Origin of the sequence: Mesotoga sp., assembly GCF_035363035.1 — a bacterium.
Lineage (GTDB): Bacteria > Thermotogota > Thermotogae > Petrotogales > Kosmotogaceae > Mesotoga.
The window spans coordinates 1-14,689 of the sequence record NZ_DAOSEH010000061.1 but is presented as its reverse complement, the minus strand read 5'-3'; the positions used below and the strand labels follow the sequence as shown (position 1 = coordinate 14,689).

At 49.2% G+C, this 14,689-nt stretch carries 17 protein-coding genes; 9 read left to right on the top strand and 8 right to left on the bottom strand.

The features are described from left to right. Positions 1-77: 77 nt before the first annotated feature. The 3 genes from PKX57_RS09025 to PKX57_RS09015 are packed head-to-tail and all read right to left on the bottom strand — an operon-like array spanning position 78 to position 2,087. Complete coding sequence (locus tag PKX57_RS09025) at positions 78-881, bottom strand: nitrilase-related carbon-nitrogen hydrolase (protein ID WP_214048238.1); 804 nt, start codon at positions 879-881, stop codon at positions 78-80. A gap of 2 nt (positions 882-883) precedes the next feature. Further along, entirely contained in the window at positions 884-1,369 is a 486-nt protein-coding gene (locus PKX57_RS09020) for a hypothetical protein (RefSeq protein WP_472416886.1), read from the bottom strand. A gap of 1 nt (position 1,370) precedes the next feature. Beyond that, positions 1,371-2,087, bottom strand: a complete 717-nt coding sequence (locus tag PKX57_RS09015) for a hypothetical protein (RefSeq protein ID WP_214050417.1) — start codon at positions 2,085-2,087, stop codon at positions 1,371-1,373. 71 nt (positions 2,088-2,158) lie between these two features. Here PKX57_RS09015 and thiI point away from each other — a divergent pair, with 71 nt between their 5' ends. From thiI to PKX57_RS08995, 4 genes are read left to right on the top strand one after another with little or no spacing between them, the layout of a single operon-like run. Beyond that, positions 2,159-3,373, top strand: coding sequence for a tRNA uracil 4-sulfurtransferase ThiI (gene thiI / locus PKX57_RS09010; protein ID WP_472416884.1), 1,215 nt, complete (start codon positions 2,159-2,161; stop codon positions 3,371-3,373). Beyond that, entirely contained in the window at positions 3,348-4,124 is a 777-nt protein-coding gene (locus PKX57_RS09005; RefSeq protein WP_472416882.1) for a lysophospholipid acyltransferase family protein, read from the top strand. Before thiI ends, PKX57_RS09005 begins: the two co-directional genes overlap by 26 nt. Continuing rightward, positions 4,111-4,632, top strand: a complete 522-nt coding sequence (locus tag PKX57_RS09000) for a bifunctional nuclease domain-containing protein (RefSeq protein WP_213921701.1) — start codon at positions 4,111-4,113, stop codon at positions 4,630-4,632. The genes PKX57_RS09005 and PKX57_RS09000 overlap by 14 nt, the downstream gene beginning before the upstream one ends. Then, the gene (locus tag PKX57_RS08995; protein WP_213921700.1) at positions 4,629-5,468 is read left to right on the top strand and encodes a polyprenyl synthetase family protein; all 840 of its coding nucleotides are present in this window, start codon (positions 4,629-4,631) and stop codon (positions 5,466-5,468) included. Before PKX57_RS09000 ends, PKX57_RS08995 begins: the two co-directional genes overlap by 4 nt. Before the next feature lies 1 nt (position 5,469). Here the strand turns inward: PKX57_RS08995 and PKX57_RS08990 are convergent, their stop codons facing one another. Then, entirely contained in the window at positions 5,470-6,330 is an 861-nt protein-coding gene (locus PKX57_RS08990) for a protein kinase domain-containing protein (RefSeq protein ID WP_213921699.1), read from the bottom strand. A 50-nt stretch (positions 6,331-6,380) separates the two neighbouring features. Here PKX57_RS08990 and PKX57_RS08985 point away from each other — a divergent pair, with 50 nt between their 5' ends. Next, the gene (locus tag PKX57_RS08985; RefSeq protein WP_472414430.1) at positions 6,381-7,223 is read left to right on the top strand and encodes a PHP domain-containing protein; all 843 of its coding nucleotides are present in this window, start codon (positions 6,381-6,383) and stop codon (positions 7,221-7,223) included. On the opposite strand, the gene PKX57_RS08980 is transcribed toward PKX57_RS08985, so the two are convergent. The 4 genes from PKX57_RS08980 to argS are packed head-to-tail and all read right to left on the bottom strand — an operon-like array spanning position 7,195 to position 11,267. Then, positions 7,195-7,383 carry a MoaD/ThiS family protein gene (locus PKX57_RS08980; RefSeq protein WP_213921696.1) on the bottom strand — a complete coding sequence of 63 codons (189 nt, stop codon included), beginning with the start codon at positions 7,381-7,383 and terminating at the stop codon, positions 7,195-7,197. The two genes, PKX57_RS08985 and PKX57_RS08980, sit on opposite strands and share 29 nt — an antisense overlap. Next, positions 7,380-8,285, bottom strand: coding sequence for a bifunctional enoyl-CoA hydratase/phosphate acetyltransferase (locus PKX57_RS08975; protein WP_472416880.1), 906 nt, complete (start codon positions 8,283-8,285; stop codon positions 7,380-7,382). Before PKX57_RS08975 ends, PKX57_RS08980 begins: the two co-directional genes overlap by 4 nt. Positions 8,286-8,295: 10 nt before the next feature. Next, positions 8,296-9,642: a 23S rRNA (uracil(1939)-C(5))-methyltransferase RlmD gene (gene rlmD, locus PKX57_RS08970; RefSeq protein ID WP_472416878.1), complete on the bottom strand. Its 1,347-nt coding sequence runs from the start codon at positions 9,640-9,642 to the stop codon at positions 8,296-8,298. Then, positions 9,639-11,267, bottom strand: coding sequence for an arginine--tRNA ligase (gene argS / locus PKX57_RS08965; protein ID WP_472416876.1), 1,629 nt, complete (start codon positions 11,265-11,267; stop codon positions 9,639-9,641). The genes rlmD and argS overlap by 4 nt, the downstream gene beginning before the upstream one ends. Positions 11,268-11,430: 163 nt before the next feature. Between argS and argF the strand changes: the two genes are divergently transcribed. The 4 genes from argF to PKX57_RS08945 form a co-directional block, all read left to right on the top strand. Continuing rightward, a complete protein-coding gene (gene argF / locus PKX57_RS08960) occupies positions 11,431-12,372 on the top strand; it encodes an ornithine carbamoyltransferase (RefSeq protein WP_213920765.1) in 942 nt (313 codons plus the stop codon). Between the two features lie 8 nt (positions 12,373-12,380). Next, a complete protein-coding gene (arcC, locus tag PKX57_RS08955; RefSeq protein ID WP_213920766.1) occupies positions 12,381-13,319 on the top strand; it encodes a carbamate kinase in 939 nt (312 codons plus the stop codon). A 94-nt stretch (positions 13,320-13,413) separates the two neighbouring features. Then, a complete protein-coding gene (locus tag PKX57_RS08950; protein WP_214048501.1) occupies positions 13,414-13,965 on the top strand; it encodes a TetR family transcriptional regulator in 552 nt (183 codons plus the stop codon). Between the two features lie 15 nt (positions 13,966-13,980). Beyond that, positions 13,981-14,689, top strand: a 709-nt coding sequence (locus tag PKX57_RS08945) for a ParA family protein (RefSeq protein ID WP_472416874.1), incomplete at its 3' end; no start/stop codon positions are given.

Genomic DNA, 14,689 nt, shown 5'->3' with positions numbered 1-14,689 from the left:
TCGCTCTGCCTGCTGAGCTAACGGCCCACTGACGTTTTTTATTGTATATCATCGATCCGGTCCTGTCAACCAGTTCTTCAACGGTAAAGGTCCTCTCGCATGTTCGCGAAGTACCCGTGGGAGTTGCCAGATTCTTTGTACCTGTATCTCTCCACCTGATGGATGTCGAGATCGGTCAGACAGAATCCTTCGCCCTTTCCGCAGTCGCACATTATTTCCCCCGAAGGCGAGACGATTCTGCTCTCTCCAACCATCTCCATGGAAGGACACCTGCCACTCTGGCTTGCCGCAGCGAGGAAACAACCGTTTTCTATGGCCCTCGCACGAGTAGCTACTTCGTAGATCTCTCTCCTCTCCCTCCCGAAGGCGAAAGGGACGAGCAACACCTGCGCACCTTCTCTGGAAAGCTTTCTGGATATCTCTGGGAAACCGATCTCGTAGCACATGAGTATCCCGAACTTCACCCCCGCGAACTCGAAGCTCTTCAGTGAGTTACCGGGCTTGAAAACGTTTTTCTCGTTGCGAAAGAGGTGCGTCTTGTTGTAATATACAGGTTCGCCGTAAGGAAGCATTATCACGGAAGAGTTGTAGAGGTCCTCTCCGGTCTTGTTGACTACGCCACCGACTATGGCTATGTCGTTGTAGTCGGAAAGAGCCGAGAGCGTTTCTATGGTCTCCTCCTGCATCTCGATGGCACTCTTAATGACCCCCTCGTCAGTCCCGTAACCGCTGTTGAACATCTCCGGCAGAAGAACGAGATCCACCTCTTCTTCCACAAGATTTTCGATGTAATTGACTGCTTTTTCGAGGTTTTCGCCAGGTTCGTCTGTCTTAGAATTGAACTGAACTACTCCGATCCTTATCCTCTTTTCTTTACCCATGATTATTCCATCCCATCCCGTCCGGTGTAGTTTCTATCTATAGGTTTCAATATCCTTCTCACATCCTGAAGCGCAACCAGGACCATGAGCGCTCCGGCCAGAAGGATACCTTTCGTTCCAAGTTTGGCGTATGCCACCTGTGCCAGGGATACGGCTATCAGTGTCCAGCATCCACAGGCGAACAGGATAGAAAGCGTCTTCCTGCGATGAAAGAGCCCATATAACCCCGAGACTCCCTGCGCCACCGCCAGTAGAAAGATTTGATCGCCGTACAGTGGCGCCGATGTATTTTGCAAATATCCAAAGATGAGCAGCGCGTAAAACAGAACGAACGTGAGATTCTGGATTCGACTCACTCTATGACTCTCCCTGCCGAGCAACACACCGGCGACCATTACGGACGAGACCAGCAATCCTCGCAGCAGTCCATGACCCATGATCGGCATCAAGAAGAGGGGAATCAAAGAGAAAATTGTTCTGTAAAGCATTTCAATATCCGTTTTCCGCCAACCACTTCTGTGCCTTTTCCTTCGATTCCTGGCCCTGAACGATGAAGTCCGTCTGGAGCTCCATCTCGACGACCTTTCTGTAGTACTGGGCGGCCAGGTCTTTTTTCTTCCAGATCTCGTAAAGGAGTGCGAGTTCGTAGTAAGAGTTAATATATGCCGGATCGTTCTCTATTGCTTTCAAAAACCTGTCTTCGGATTTGTCGTAGTTTCTGTACGGCCAGGGCGTATCTCTATCCCTCATGCCTTTGGCTATGAATGGAAAGGGGCTTTCGGACATCAATTCCATCGCCTTGTCGATGCTCTTATCGAAATCTGTTATAAGAAACATCGACTGAATAATCCCGGCCATCTGTGCCAGCTGTCCTATCGAGGCTCCTTTCACGTAGTAAGCCATACCGTAATTCGGGTTCAACTTTATCGCCTTTTCCGCGAGTTCCCGCGATGTCTTGTAGTGGGATTCCCTGGTCTTCTTGTCCTCTATCCAGTTTGCGTATTCCCTGTGACAATCGGCCAGAAGCGTTAAGATTTCGTAGTCGTTCAGATCTTCTTTTTCGACTTTTGTTATGAACTCGGACATCTGTTGCGAATCTTGCATCGATCTGATCTGTACAAACTCTCCCAGCAGAGTTTCGAAATCGCTGGAAAAAGCGAAAACGGTACTCCCCAAAACGATCAGAAAGAGAAGTAGTTTCTTCATAAAAAAGCGCACCTCCCTAAAAGAATGTATGATAGGAGTATTATATATCATGCAAGAAAGGAGTTATTCCAGTGGATAAATTCATCGTCGTCAGATACGGTGAAATAGCCTTAAAGCAGGGAAACAGAAAGATGTTCGAAAAGACTCTGACCGGCAATATAAAGAGGCAGATCGGAAAATCAACCGTACAGAGAATCAGGGGCAGAATAATCGTCACCGTATCCCCTGAAAAACTGTCAGAGGCCGAAATGGCTATAAAGAGAACCTCCGGTGTTCAGAATTACAGCCTTGGATCCTGGACTACGTACGATATAAACGACATATTCTCCACATCGATAGAGCTCGCAAAGGCCGAGATGATGAAAGGGCGCAGGACCTTCAAAGTCGAAACCAGAAGGCTAGACAAGAGGTTTCCCATCAAGAGCATCGAATTGAATCCTCTCGTCGGGGAGAAGATTCTCGAAGCTATCCCCGAAGTTTCCGTAGATATACACAATCCGCAGTTTGTTGTAGAGATAGAGATAAGGGATGAAGGTGTGCTCATTTCCAGCGGCAAAACACAGGCGATCGGTGGACTACCGGTTGGCGTTAGCGGAAGGGCTTTGCTCTTTCTCTCCGGTGGTATAGACAGCCCGGTCGCCGGATGGCTAGCCCAGAAGAGGGGTCTAAGCATAGATGCTATACATTTCTCCAGTCCTCCTTACACGGGGGAAATGGCCTTCGAAAAGGTTCTCTCCCTTGCAAAAAGGCTCTCTCTCTTCAACGGCGGTAGAATGTTGAAATTCTACAGCGTTCACTTCACTCAAGCCCAAATGGCTATTCACAGGCATGTACAGGAGAGGTACAGTCTGGTTTGTCAGAGAAGGCTCATGATGAGAATAGCCGACAGAATCGCCGACAAGACTCATATCAAGGCTATGGTCACGGGGGAGAATCTCGGTCAAGTCGCCAGTCAAACTCTGGAGAACATGGCCGTGATAGCCGAACCGACCGACAAACTTGTGTTGAGACCGCTGATCACTTACGATAAAATTGAGACGATCTCTATAGCTCGTGCCATCGAAACCTTCGAGATCTCTATACTACCTTACGAAGATTGCTGTACGATCTTCGTTCCATCGAGTCCTGTCACCAAGGCCAGAATGATAGATATTCAAAGAGTCGAGGCCGGGCTCGATTTCGATGAGATCGTTCGGGAGGCTTTGAATCGGTCGCAAGTCTATAGAATCAGGAATGGAGATGTCCTGGAGGTCGAAAAACTTGAGCTTTCTGAAGACGCTTGTTAGTTTATTCATAACCTTATGGATCGCGATCATAGGCGTTCTGTATATCTGTGTGTACGGTGGACTGGTAATAATCGTCGGCAGCATACTCGGTAAATACAAAGGAAAGAAATGGAAGAAGCGGTTCATCTCCCGGGAGGTTTCGAGGTTTGGAAGGGCGGCCTTCATTCTCTCCGGTTCCAGAGTTACAGTGAAGGGGAAAGAGAACGTTCCCGAGGATGGACCGATGGTTATAGCGGCCAACCATCAGAGCGCCTTCGATATACCGTTGATACCGGGATATGTCTATCCGGGGATATCTTTCATCGCGAAGAAGGAACTCTCGAAAATACCGGGGATAAGCTGGTTCATAAAGGCTCTGGACGGCGTGTATATAGATCGTGGAAATAAACTCCAGACGGCCGGAGCCATGAGGAAGATTCTGAAGATTCTGAAAGAGGACGGTACGATACTTCTGTTCCCCGAGGGAACGAGGAGCGAAAGTGGAGAGCTTGGAGAGTTCAAAGAGGGAAGTCTCTCGATCCCTTTCAAACTGGGCGTCAAAGTTCTTCCGGTTGCGCTGGATGGAACCGGGAAGCTCATGAAGAAGAACGGCTATCTTATCACACCCTCCAGAATCAACCTCTCCATAGCCGAACCTATCTCGCCTGAGGGATTCGAAAGTGAAGAGCGGTTCAGAAAAGAAGTCTATAATATAATTAAGAAAAACCTTGAATCATCCAGGAATCGAGGTGACTCGAATGTTACAGGTTAGACTCAGAGGGCTGGCTCTGGACCAGAGCAATTCGCCGGTGGTAATACTTGAGGTGGAAAAGACGAACAAGGGATTTGGAATATGGATAGGTCCGTTCGAAGCCGAGGCACTGGCTCTGGCCGTTAGTGGAAAGGACTTCCCCAGACCTTTGACTTACGACCTTTTCATAAACACGGTGGAACGTCTCGGCGCCTCTTTCGAGATGGCAGTGATAGGCGATGTGAAAGATAACATCTATTACGCGAGTCTTCACCTGAAGGATCCGTCGGGAAAGACCATGATAATCGATGCGAGACCTTCCGATTGCCTTGTCCTTGCAGTTAAAAAGAGTTTTGCGATTTTTGTTGACGATAGAGTCTTTGCCGAGAGTTCGATAGATCTCGACACGCTTCAACCCGATATGATTGGAAATAACCAGGAAGAAGACATGGAGGGTTTCAAAAAGTTCGTGGAAAACCTCGATATCGAGGAGCTAAAGAGGCATTTCAAGGACAGAGACGAAAAATGAAGCTTGAGAAGTTCATACCTTTCTTCGATAGAAAACTCAGCGATCACCTCGACGGAATATGTAGTTACTCGCCTTTTAGGGAAATAGTTTCGTACACTCCTCTGGTCGGCGGAAAGAGACTGAGGCCGTATCTAGTATGGGAGCTGTCCGATTTGACATCCTTTGGATGTGATAGTGCTCTGAAGACGGGTATCGCTGTGGAGCTCTTTCATAGCGGAAGTTTGATACACGACGATCTTCCCCCGATTGACAACGACGATATCAGGCGCGGAAAGCCTTCCAACCATTCGATCTTCGGTGAGGCCCGGGCCATACTGGCCGGTGATTATCTGATGCTCTACCCGTCAAAGGTCATATCTTCACTGGATCTCGATCACCGGTATAAAGAAAGGCTCGTAGGTTTGTGGAGTGATGTGTCGCTTCAAGTAGTCGAAGGAGAGTTCGCCGATGTCGCTCCATCGGAAAGAACCGAAGAGCTTCTCTCTTTCATACGCAGGGGGAAAACCGCTTCTCTGTTCGGTTTCTGTTTCGCCGCCCCTTTCTGTATGGAGGATGGATCTAAATTCCGCGAAATGTTCGAACTCGGTATAGATTTTGGGGAGATCTTCCAGATGATGGACGACATAAAAGATGCCACTTCAACCCTTCAGGAACTTGGTAAGACACCGGGGAAGGATCTCTCACAGGACAAACTCACCCTGCTCAGCTTTAAGACGGTCGAACAGGCGAGAGCGCTGGTCGAGGAGAGGTTCCGCGCTTTCTGTGAAAAAATAACGGAGTATCGCGATCTAGTAGGCGAACTGGAAGATATTTACCGGCTCATAGCTAGAAGATAGTCTAAAAGAAAAAACGACTGCTCAAGGCCTTTTTGAATTGATCGGAGTCACGGTATCTTTTTTTTGGAGAGAAAGACATCGCTTTCTCAATGATCAACCTGGCCTTTCTATTTGATATAAGGCTCATTTCAAGAGGAATTCCCTTGACCCTTTCCGTGGCCGGAACGGGGTCTTTGCCGCTCAGAAGAAAGAACATTATGCCTCCAATAGAATAAATATCCCACGAATTGTCGGGCACAGACGAGGCGAAGAACTTCTCCGGGCATGTATAGCTTATCGAAATAACCTTGGCAGAAAGAAAAGAGAAGAATGCATCCTTGAGACAGGCGGCGCCGAAATCCATGACTTTTATCCTTCCGTCGCCTTTGGCCATTACGTTTGTGGGCTTAAGGTCGCCGTGTATGTAGCCCCTGCCGTGAATGGCATTCACACCGTCCAGGATGTCCAGCAAGATCCTGTAACAGGTTTTCAGGTCTGGCATTCCGTTGTTTTTCACGTACTCTTTGAGATTCAAACCATCTATGAACTCCATGACGTAGTACGCCGTGTTGTTCTCGGTGAAGAAATCCAAAACCTTCACAACGTGGTCGTTGCTTATGGTGGAGATTATCCTGAACTCTTCGGAAAAAGACGAGAGCTTGTCGTAATATACCTCCCTCAAATCGTCGGAAACGGGGCTCACGTTGTTCCCGTTCCTTTCGGCACCTCTGGGGAAGAATTCCTTCACGGCGACTCTTTCCCCGCCTAGAAGATCGGTACATAAATAGGTTATTCCAAAACCGCCCTTTCCAAGAGGTTCGTTTATTCTGTAACGTCTCTTCAAAATCGTACCCTGTTCCAGGTAGTATTCTATTAATATCACCTCTTGCGTCTGGATAATAGCATTTTACCTCATTAACGGTGGTGTTTTACATGTTGGTTGATCTACACTGTCATTCCGACCGTTCAGACGGCACCGACTCTGTCCGGTCCCTGGTCACTAAAGCCTGTGAAAAAGGGATTAAGATCTTATCCATAACCGACCATGACACAGTTACGGCCCAGAGCGACGCCCGGATTATTGCGGAATCGAAAGGCATGACCTACGTCAACGGTGTCGAAATAAGCTGCGATCACAATGAGACTCTGGATATTCTCGGATACGGATACGATCTGAACCTCGATTATCTCGAGAGGACTCTTTCCCGACTGAGGGATATGAGAGACGATCGCAACGACCAGATCATGCGAAAACTTCGAGAAATCGGCATCTCTCTCGAGGAGAGAGAACTCGAGGAAAACTTTCCCGGCGAGAGCCTCGGACGGCCCCACATCGCAAGCCTGCTGACCAAAAAAGGCTACGTCTCTTCGATAGAGGAGGCCTTTCGTCTCTACATAGGCAAGGGCGCCGCTGCCTACGTCGAGAAAAAGAAACTCGAGATCGGTCAATCTATTGAGCTTATAATTTCCGGTGGCGGAATTCCCGTTCTGGCGCACCCCATGTCTTTGAAACTCGACCTTGATGAACTGAAAGAGATGATCTGCAAACTCAAAACCCTCGGACTGGAGGGTATAGAGGCATTTTATAAAGAGTACGATCGAGACCTAAAAATGCAACTCTTTGCCGTTGCCCGCGAGATGGACCTGATACCCACCGGGGGCAGCGACTACCACGGCGAACACAAAGCCCATCTCGATCTGGGAATCGAGTTGTCCGATGAGCTGGCGTTGAATTTTCTGGAACGTCTCAACCGCCGACGACGGCCTTCAAAATGATTATGTTTGAAGAGTCTTCGATCTTCTCTTCGAGCGGTACCAGAGAACCGTCTTTTATGACTAAATGATCTTCAAAATCCAGTCCCAACCGATCAAGCAACTCACGGGCGGTCATTTCCCCTTCCAGCGAGAGGAAACCGCCGGCATACTCCACTTTCACGTGTTTCTCCCTATAGAAAGGCTTGCTAGAGCTATGGACGCGAGCTTAGAAGAAGCCGAGTCGGCCCTGGAGACTATAACTATGGGGGCAGCGGCGCCCACCACCAGACCGGCGATAGTGCCTCCGGCGAGATAGACGGCCGATTTACCGAGAAAATTTCCGGCGGCTATTTCCGGAACCACCAGAAGATCGGCCATACCGGCGACCGGACCGGTTACCTTTTTTATCTTCGCCGCTTCTAAAGACAGTGCGTTATCGAGGCCGAGTGGGCCATCCACTTCGCAATTGGATATCTGTCCCCTTTGAGCCATCTTGGCTATCACTGCCGCATCCAGGGTCTCCGGCATATCGCCGTTTAAAACTTCCACAGCCGTTATAAGCGCCACTTTCGGTTTCTCATATCCGATGGACCCCAAAAAAACGACTGCGTTTTCGATTATCGAGACCTTAGTCTGGAGATCTGGCTTTATGACCATTCCCCCGTCCGTGACAAAAACGATCCTGTCGATTGCCGGCACATCGAGTGCGGCGATATGGCTCAAAACGTTTCCCGAGCGCAATCCCCACTCTTTGTTCAGAACGGCCTTCAGAAGTGTGGAAGTTTTGACGAGTCCCTTCATGACTATATCGGCCCGACCCTGTCGTACGAACTTCACGCCCTTCTCGCAGGCCTCTTCGTTGCTGGAAGCGGGTATCACTTCTCCTTCTAGTCCTTCTTCGGAGAGGATCTGCGAGGTCCGATTTTCGTCGCCAACGAAAATCGGAAACGCAATTTCCTCTTCGACGGCCGATTTAAGGGCCTTGACACCTTCTCGATCTTCCGAGCCGATGAGAACCACTCTCTTCGGTTCCCTGCCTTTTGCAAGACGGATCAGATCCGAGAAGTTCTTCATCTCTACCATAGCCACCCTCCTATGACTTAGAACTTGAAAGCACGACGACGGTCTCCACATGCCAGGTTTGCGGAAACATATCGAAAGCCTTTACGGAAACAATTTCAAACCCCGAGCTTTTCAGAAGGGCTATGTCTCTGGCCAGGGTCGTAGGGTCGCACGAGATATAGGCCACCTTCGAAGGTCTGAACTTCTCCACCAGGAGTATATCTCTTCCGATGCCCGACCTGGGGGGATCCATAACGACCGTAGTGAAGGAATCGGATCGCTTTTTAAGATAATCTCCGACATCGCTCTCGACAGACTGTGCCGCGAACATTTCGTTGATCTTCGCGTTCGCCCTGAAGGCCTTCGCCGAGACGGGACTGGATTCCACAGCCACAACCCTCCGCAACTTCCTCCCCAGTGTGAGAGAGAAGGTCCCCACCCCTGCGTAGAGATCGAGAAGCGAATCTTCGTCGGTCAACTTCAGCTCTCTTTCAAGATGATCGATAATTGCCTCAGTTACACCTGAATTGTTCTGATAGAAAGCGGTTGTAGGGATCTCGAACCTCTGCCAGGATAGTTGATGGGCCAGCACCCCATCACCGTAAAGTACTCTCGCAAGACCTCTCAGGACCACTTTATCGCTGGTGTTTATGAGGTGAACTAGAGTCTTAACATTTTTCAGACGCTTTTGAACGCTCTCTGCTATGTAAGCTTCGCCCGGGAGATTCTCACCCTTCGTGATAAGGATGGCCATCATCTGGCTGCCGTTTCCCCGGAGAACGAGATGCTTGAGTTCTCCGCTTCCACCGTTCCTGTCGTAAGGCCTCAGGGGAGTCTTTCTCAAAATTCCCTGAAAGGCTCGTCTCGTTGCGTCGAAGTCCTTCAAACCCAAAACGCAGCCGTCGCAATCGACCGGTGTAAAGCTGCCTCTGGCGTACAGACCGAGCGAAAGACCTTCCTTCCCCGGGTAGGATACGAACTCCATTTTGTTTCTGTAATTCACTCTCTGTTGAGAGGGTGCAACTTCCAGTTGAGGGAGTTCCATCTTTCCAACTCTCCTGAACTGTTCTTTGACGATCTCGCCCTTCCAGTACAATTGCCGGGAGTATTCGAGGTCCTGCCAGTCGCATCCGCCACACTTTGGAAAGTTTTTGCACAGTCTTTCTCTCCTGTACTCGGAAGGCGTGACGAGCCGATCGACCTTCATTATCTGAAAATCCTGTTTTCCCTTCACGGAGCTGGCTATCACAGTCTCGTCCGGATATCCCTCCTGAAGAAAAACGACTTTACCGTCGCTCCTTCTTGCAAGCGAATACCCGCCCGCGACTAGCCTTTCAATCTTCAGTCTTTCCGTCGGCTCCATAAGGTTTCGGTTCACATACTCTCCGGTGCGCTTACTCCCAGTAGTTCGAGACCACCTTTGAGAATATTTTTCACCGATTCGCACAGCGCAAGCCTGGCTCCGGAGGTTTTCACATTGCCGGGATCGACGACGATGTACTTGTTGTAGTAAGCGTGGAAGACCCTTGAAAGATCCTCGAGATAAGAAGTCAACCGGTTGGTCCTGTAATCGAGAACTATCGAGTCCAGAATCTCGGGGAACATGCTCACCAGCTTGACCAGATTCCTCTCCTCGTCCGTGCTGAGAAGTTCCATGGAGTCGGTATCTAAAACCACGCCCTTTTCAGATGCCGTCTTGAATATGCTGGTAATCCTCGCATGGGCATACTGCACATAGAAGACGGGGTTTTCGTTAGACTTCTTTTTGGCGAGGTCTATATCGAAAAGCATGTGCGTATCGGGATCGAACATGGCGAAAAAATATCTCGTGGCATCCACGCCGACAGATTCTACCAGTTCATCCAGGGTAGTGAACTCGCCTTTTCTGGTCGACATTTTCACGACCTCGCCCTCACGTTTCAGATTGACGTACTGGTGAATTATTATGTTCAAAAAATCATCGGGAAGTTCCAGCGCTTTCATTGCCGCTTTCATTCTTGGAATATGTCCCATGTGATCTGCACCCCAAATATCGTACACTTTAACGAACCCGCGTTCGAACTTGTTCGTGTGGTAGGCGATATCGGTCATGAAGTAGGTGTAGCTGCCGGTGGATCTCACTAGAACCTTATCGTCGTCCTCGCAAAACTGCGAGACTTTGAACCATTTTGCGCCTTCCGATTCGTAAACCAACCCGTTCTTCTGAAGCTTTCCAAGGACACTCTCGACAGTGCCATCCTTTATGGTCGAGCTTTCGTAGAAGATATTGTCGAATCTCACGCCGAGAACGTTCAACGTGCCGGTTATATCGGACAACATGTTTTTGAGGGCATAATCTTTGAAGAGAGATTCAACCTGAGGGTTCCAGGTATCCTTGAATTGCTCCCCGTGCTTTTCGATGAACTCTCTGGCCATATCTATCAGGTAGTCACCCTGGTATCCATCTTCCGGAAGATCGACCGTAGAACCCAGTAGTTGATTGTATCTCACCCACAGAGAACGGCCAAGTAAGTTTATCTGTCTTCCAGCATCGTTTATATACATCTCTCTTTGAACCCTGTAGCCTCTCGAAGAGAAGATCCTGCAAAGAACGTCCCCAAAAACGGCCTGTCTTCCATGTCCGACCGTAAACGGTCCGGTGGGGTTAGCGCTTGCGAACTCGAACTGTATGTCAACGCTTTCCGGTACTCTCCAGAAATCAGGGCAACTCAGCATTTCTCTCAAAACTTCGGATAGATAACTCGATGAGAAATCGACGTTTATGAAGCCGGGGCCGGCTATTTCCACTCTATCGTACTCCAGTTCTTTTTGAAGTTCTGCCACAAAAATGGAGGCGATTTCTCTTGGGTTTTTCTTCATGATTCTGGATAAAAGGAAGGCCGCGTTGGTCGAAAGGTCGCCGAATCCTTCCGGTGGAATTTCTATCTTGAATTCGATTTCTTCTTCGATTCCCATTTTCTGCAAAACTCTGTTGACCGAATCCTTCAACTTCTCCTTAAGCACTTTGCCACCTCCAAATCAGCGAAACATACCTGAGCATACGAAAGCATAACACCGCTTTGTTGTGATAGAGTTTACTCCTTGTTTCTTCAGGCAGCCTGAGACAATTGAAAGCCCCGGCTTATATATGTATTATATTAGAGATAACAAAAAAAGGAGGATCGAAATGGGCGTAAATCTTAAAGGAAAGAGTTTCTTGACATTGCTGGACTTCACGAGTGACGAAATACGGTATTTGCTTGATATCTCGAAACAGGTTAAAGTGGAGAGGAGGGCCGGTACACCGACGAACCGGTTCGCCGGGAAGACGCTGGCGATCGTGTTCGAGAAGAGATCTACCAGGACCAGGACTGCCTTTGAAACGGCTTTTGGCGAGGAAGGCGGACATGCCGTTTTCCTTTCTAAAGATGATATACATCTAGGAGTGAAAGAGGACCTCAAAGACACCGCCAGAGTTCTCGGTAGAATGTTCGATGCGATAGCCTTCAGGGGATTCAAACAGGAGACTGTGGAGACTCTGGCCAACTGGTCTGGAGTTCCTGTTTATAACGGTCTCACGGATCTGTACCATCCGACGCAGATACTGGCCGACTTTCTCACCATCGAAGAGAGTCTGGGCAGTCTCAAAGGCAGAAAACTGGTCTTTGTAGGCGACTCGAGAAACAATATGGCCAACTCGCTGATGATAGGATCGGCCAAGATGGGGCTTCACTTCGTTGCGTGCGGTCCGAAGAGTCTTCATACGGATACGGCGATAGTGGACAAGTGCAGAGAGATCGCCAGAACCTCGGGTGCCACGATCGAAGTCACTGAAGATATAGATCTGGCGGTCAAGAATGCCGACGCCATATACACGGACGTGTGGGCATCCATGGGAGAAGAGGGGAAGCTCCAGGAGAGAATCGCCCTCCTTAAACCCTTCCAGGTCAATCGAGAATTGATGGAAAGGACGGGCAGGAGCGATGCGATCTTCCTTCACTGCCTCCCGGCCGTCAAGGGAAACGAAGTGACCGAGGAGGTCTTCGAAAGTCCGGCTTCAAGAGTATTCGAAGAAGCCGAAAACAGGAAGCACACTATCAAGGCCGTAATGATCGCCACGCTTCTTTAGGGGATTGTATGAAGAGGATTGTAATAGCCATAGGCGGAAATGCCCTTAACAAACCCAACGAAAAGCCAACCGCCGAGGTCATGCAGAGGAATTTGCTTTCAACGACCTCCTATCTCGCCGATCTGATCGAAGAAGGGTACGAAGTGGTCATAACTCACGGTAACGGTCCGCAGGTTGGTAATCTTTTGGTGCAGCAGGATATTGCCAAAGAGGCCTTTCCGCCGTTCCCGATTGACGTCAACGATGCCATGACACAGGGTTCAATCGGCTATCTCATCGCACAGACTCTCAACAACGAGTTGCTCCGGCGAGGCGTGAAGAAAAACCTGATCTGCGTGCTGACCCAGATAGTCGTCGATTCCAACGACCCTGGATTTCAGCATCCTTCCAAGCCCGTGGGTCCTTTCTACAGCGAAGAAGCAGCCAGAGAACTGGAAGAAAGCAAAGGCTGGACGGTGAAGGAAGATGCGGGGAGAGGTTACAGAAGAGTTGTACCCTCTCCGATTCCGCTGGATGTGCTTGAAATCGATGCAATCAAGACTCTCATCGATACTGGTGCAGTCGTGATCGCTGCCGGTGGTGGGGGAATCCCCGTCGTTAGAGAGCCTTCCGGTCTTGTGAAGGGTGTCGAAGCCGTCATAGATAAAGACAGAGCATCGGCTCTTCTGGCTAAACTCATAGATGCAGACGCTCTCGTAATCCTCACCGGTGTAGATTTTGCTTACGTTAACTTCGGCAAGGAGAACCAGAAGGCCCTCACCGTTCTCAGTCTCGACGAAGGCCATAAATTGATAAAAGAGGGCCATTTCGCGAAAGGGAGCATGCTCCCGAAGATCGAATCGGCGCTGGATTTCGTATCCAGCGCAGGCAGAGAAGCGATCATAACCTCTCTGGAAAAGGTCGATCTTGCCCTGAGAGGCGAGTCGGGAACAAGGATAATACCCTGAATTTTTTGAACCGGGTTGAAAACCCGGTTCTTCATTTATACAGAACATTGTGATATAATTTGTGTTATACGAACGATTGAAAGGAGTGACGACTGTGCGTGGTCAGGAAACGAGAGAAAAAATAATGGAAGCGGCAATTAGAGTAATAGCAGAAGAGACGATAGAAGGGCTGAGCACTCGCAAGGTATCGGGTATTGCCGAAGTGAACCTGGCTGCCATTCATTACCATCATCGCTCGAAAGACGGTATGCTGATAGATCTTTCGAGGTACATACTGAACAACTACGTTCTGCCGAGACTCGAGCCTCTAATAGAGGCGGGCAAACAACCGGCCGATCTCATTAAGGATCTTTACAACGAGGTCCTGAAGATATACTCCGAGAGATCCGATATAATGGTTTCGCTCGTGTATCTGTGGCTTCATGGAATGAAGAACAAGAGGATCAGGGAGATTCTCATCAACGCCAGAGCCGATTTTTACGACAGAGTGGAAAGGGCTCTTGGCTCATCGATGTCGACGAGGAGAGCCGCCAAGGTCTCGAGAAGAATGTTGACCTACATAGCCGGAAAGATAATGGAAATGTCCGTAGATGGAGAAACACCTGACGAACGAGAGATAGAAGACATGGCAAAGTTGCTCTCGTGATACCGGAGTGATACCATGCCGGTAATTGCGGTTGCCAACCATAAAGGCGGAGTTGGAAAGACGACTCTCGCTTACAGCCTGGCTTACGAATACGCTCTAGGTGGTAATAAAACGTTGATCATAGACCTTGATCCCTCAGGAAACCTCACCATTGCGCTTGACCTGGATCCGTACACGACCGAAAAGCCCAACCTGGCCTCGATAGTATCAGGAGACAGGATAGCCTCTTGCGAAGGTATATTAAGAACGGTGAACAAGGGATTCGCTTTCATCGACATAATTCCCTCTTCCGATGAGCTTTACAGGGTTGAATCGATGAACAACGGTCTGGGGAGTCTCTTCACTCTCAAAGACTTTCTGAAGAAATTCGGTTTGCTCGATCGTTATAGAGTGATAATACTCGACACTCCGCCCAACCTGGGCGTTCTTACGAACATCGCCCTTGTCTGTGCCGACTACTTCCTGGTTCCCGTATCGCCGGGGAAATACGCGCTCAAGGGACTGGATAGAATGTTCGAAATAGCCCAGATAATAAAGAAAACCGTCAATCCGGACCTCGGTTTCCTGGGAATCGTTATAAACAACTTCCGCAAGCATGAGCAACCTTCCAGAGCTCTTGAGAAGTCGGTGAGGGATCTTTACAAAGACAGCTACATCGTACCGCCCGTCAGGAGAACCGTGGATCTCCAGAAGTCCGAAATAATGAGCGAACCCATTCAACTGG

Excerpts from the sequence above, each read along its gene's own strand:
- PKX57_RS09025 (WP_214048238.1), bottom strand. The coding sequence starts at position 881 with ATGGGTAAAGAAAAGAGGATAAGGATCGGAGTAGTTCAGTTCAATTCT.
- PKX57_RS09020 (WP_472416886.1), bottom strand. The coding sequence starts at position 1,369 with ATGCTTTACAGAACAATTTTCTCTTTGATTCCCCTCTTCTTGATGCCG.
- PKX57_RS09015 (WP_214050417.1), bottom strand. The coding sequence starts at position 2,087 with ATGAAGAAACTACTTCTCTTTCTGATCGTTTTGGGGAGTACCGTTTTC.
- PKX57_RS09000 (WP_213921701.1), top strand. The coding sequence starts at position 4,111 with ATGTTACAGGTTAGACTCAGAGGGCTGGCTCTGGACCAGAGCAATTCG.
- PKX57_RS08995 (WP_213921700.1), top strand. The coding sequence starts at position 4,629 with ATGAAGCTTGAGAAGTTCATACCTTTCTTCGATAGAAAACTCAGCGAT.
- PKX57_RS08985 (WP_472414430.1), top strand. The coding sequence starts at position 6,381 with ATGTTGGTTGATCTACACTGTCATTCCGACCGTTCAGACGGCACCGAC.
- PKX57_RS08975 (WP_472416880.1), bottom strand. The coding sequence starts at position 8,285 with ATGGTAGAGATGAAGAACTTCTCGGATCTGATCCGTCTTGCAAAAGGC.
- argF (WP_213920765.1), top strand. The coding sequence starts at position 11,431 with ATGGGCGTAAATCTTAAAGGAAAGAGTTTCTTGACATTGCTGGACTTC.
- arcC (WP_213920766.1), top strand. The coding sequence starts at position 12,381 with ATGAAGAGGATTGTAATAGCCATAGGCGGAAATGCCCTTAACAAACCC.